General features: G+C 43.2%; 2 protein-coding genes. One reads left to right on the plus strand and one right to left on the minus strand.

What is annotated here, in order from left to right:
• Positions 1-15: 15 nt before the first annotated feature.
• The gene (locus tag BG32_RS02995; protein WP_006492264.1) at positions 16-1,140 is read right to left on the minus strand and encodes a CapA family protein; all 1,125 of its coding nucleotides are present in this window, start codon (positions 1,138-1,140) and stop codon (positions 16-18) included.
• 769 nt (positions 1,141-1,909) lie between these two features.
• On the opposite strand from BG32_RS02995, the gene BG32_RS03000 reads away from it, so the two are divergent.
• Positions 1,910-2,880, plus strand: a 971-nt coding sequence (locus tag BG32_RS03000) for a PAS domain S-box protein (RefSeq protein ID WP_121526348.1), incomplete at its 3' end; no start/stop codon positions are given.

Consider the following 2,880-nt stretch of genomic DNA (forward strand, 5'->3'; position numbering starts at 1 on the left):
TCGGTACTGGAATCCTTAGTGTGAACAATATGGGCTACTATCCAAATAGTATGCAAATGATTCGGGGATAAGGGCAGGATTTGACAGAGGCACAAGCTGCATCTTGCTTAGATTAAAGAAATAAGGGAAAACCTTGATTCCACAAACACTCCCGTCTTTGGAAAGCTCGATTTTTAGCGATGCTGTGATTCTGCAATCCTTAGCTTTCATAGAAGAAATCCAGTTGCCCAGAGAATAGATGATTAGCGAAGTTGATCCTCTCGCATTTAAGTACACCTCCAGTGGTTGAAGGACATGAGGATGATGACCGATAATCAAGTCAACTCCTTCATCGCAGAGCCTTCTTGCGACTTCCACCTGCATTTCAGTAGGTTTGTTCTCAAACTCAAGTCCCCAGTGAAGACTAAGCACGATAACGGATGCTTCTTCCGACATAGATTCAACGATAGGAACGATCCTTGACAGCGGAGTCTCTGCATCCTCAAATGTGTTTAGGTTGGCAACATTCAGACTGGATTCACTATTCACGGTGGCTCCGTTTGTGCCGAACGTGAAACCTGAGACAGCGATTCTAACTTCATCGAATGAAATTATTGAGAATCGACTTTCTTCTCCAAATCCAACACAATGGATTCCACGGTCATTAAGAAAAGTACGGGTCGATCTCAGTCCCTCGATACCCCTGTCAAGAGAGTGATTGTTTGCGATATTCATAACATTAATTCCCAAAGGCGTCACTACTTTCTCAAAGTATTCGGAAGAACCGTTGAATTTTGGGAATGCCGATTCGGGGAACCGAGTGTCTATTGGGAATTCGAGATTGGCGAACACAATTTCACTTTGAAAAAGACTCTTCTCCACACTTGAGTAAGGATCGCCCGCGATTACAAGCCCTCTACTGTACATTAGATCGCCAAGTGCGGTTATAGTTATTGCACATGCCGAATCAGGGAGCTCTGCCTGATAGTTTTCTTCGTAAGGTCTCGAAATCGTACCGAAGATCAGCTTCCGCAGGTAGAAAATGGCATCTGTAAAAGTGAATTGGCCAAGGTCGCCACAAACAACGGGGAAGGAAAAAACAAGGCCATGTGCCATTAGGAAAATAGCCAGAACAAACTCCATAGCAAACTTTCGAGACATCTGTACCACTTCCTGTAAGTGATTAGAAATTTATAGTCTATATGAGTCAAGTCCATCCCACACATGATTATGGTTTTCGAGAACCATCTCGCCGGAAACTCAGCTACCGGATAATCAGCTACCGGATAAATAGATATCAGTTCTCGACTAAACTTTAACACTATACACACACAGATGATAAGCATTTGATGGTCAATATCCTTCGTCGGTGAGAAAGAGATTCTGGTCGGAGATGTTTCTCGGCAAAATTAATAGTTCAGTTGGCACCAAATTGGAAGATGAGACTTGAGGATTATGTACTCAGTGCCTTGGTCGAAGATGGGTATAAAAAATTCTTTTAAGCTTCTCATTGCTAAGTTGAATCATTGGTCTGAAGTATCAGCGGCATTAGATGAGAGCCACAACCGATGACAATGGAGAGTTAGCCTTCGGTATCTCAGAGAACAGATAGGTCAATGGAATGTGCGTGACTCTAAGTAATAAATGTCATTAACAGGAAGGTGTCACTTGGTCATCTGCAGGGTGACACAAACAGTTTTGATGAGAGAACACGTTAATGTCCCCGAAGGATGCAGAGGAGCAATCAGATCGCACCAAAAGAATGACTCTAAGATATCTTAGAGGTCAAACAGAAAATAGATCACAGCTAAACTGCGGCTTCTTCCATGTTTACAAGGACATTATCTCTGCGTTTGATTTTTGGCACGAAATGGCAATGCTATAATCAACTGAGAACATTACAGCGCCTCATCATTCCTCGGAGGGTCGAATGGAGTCCGACAGTAGAAACCTGTTCAGTTCAGTGAGAAGAATAATCTCGGTTCTCGTTGGCAATGAGAAGAGCTTGGAAAAGATTAAAAAGGCTCTTTCAACTGTTGGTGATTCTCTTTCTGTCAATAGTCTTACTCTTTGCACAGTTGAAAGAGCTCATCATGGTTCTTCTTTCCTCAAGATGGTTTGCGACTGGAGAAAAGAGTCTGACTCAGTAATGTGCGTCTGCGGTTCGAGAACTGGAGATAGTAGAAAATCGGAACTTGAGAAGCTAATGAGAAAAGGCAGATCAAATACATTTTCGGAAGCTGGAAAAGGGATCTTGTTAATCAAAAGCCCCCCTGGATTGCCGGAGTGTGTTCTGGTCTTAGAGATCGAATTGCATGAGAGAAATCTGTCTGTGGAGGAAAAGGACTTTGTGAAATGTGCGATTCAATTGTTGGCGCTCATGACTGGAGAAGAGTTCAGCGAAGAGACTGGAAATAACGAAAAGTCACTTCTTCAGGAAAGACTACTAAGAAGCGATGAACTGCTGAAGAAGTTCGAAGGCAACGTCTTGGACATTCTTGCCGTAGTTGATGGAAGACTGGTTTTCACCTATGTTTCGCCCTCGGTAGTAAACACATTGGAGTTTGTGGCTGAAGAGCTTGTAGGGAAGAATGCTCTAGATCTTATTGACTTTAGGGATCGTGAAAGAGTTATTGAGGAGTCCAAGGTTCTTCTGAGAGAAAAGAAACACGGTTGCTTCAGATATAGAGCAAGAACTAAGAGCGGCGGAATATTGTGGATGGAGACAGCTGTAAGTCCTTTGTTTAATGGGAAAGAAGTCGAGGGTTGGACGATGTCGTCACGGGATGTCACCGGTGAGATGAAGCTGCAGGCCGAATTGAAAGCCAGAGATAGTATGATGGTCTTCATGAACGATCTTTACGTTCTGATTCTGAGCGGTGATAATCTTCATGAAGCGGC

The organism is Mesotoga sp. HF07.pep.5.2.highcov, from assembly GCF_003666285.1.
GTDB lineage: Bacteria > Thermotogota > Thermotogae > Petrotogales > Kosmotogaceae > Mesotoga > Mesotoga prima.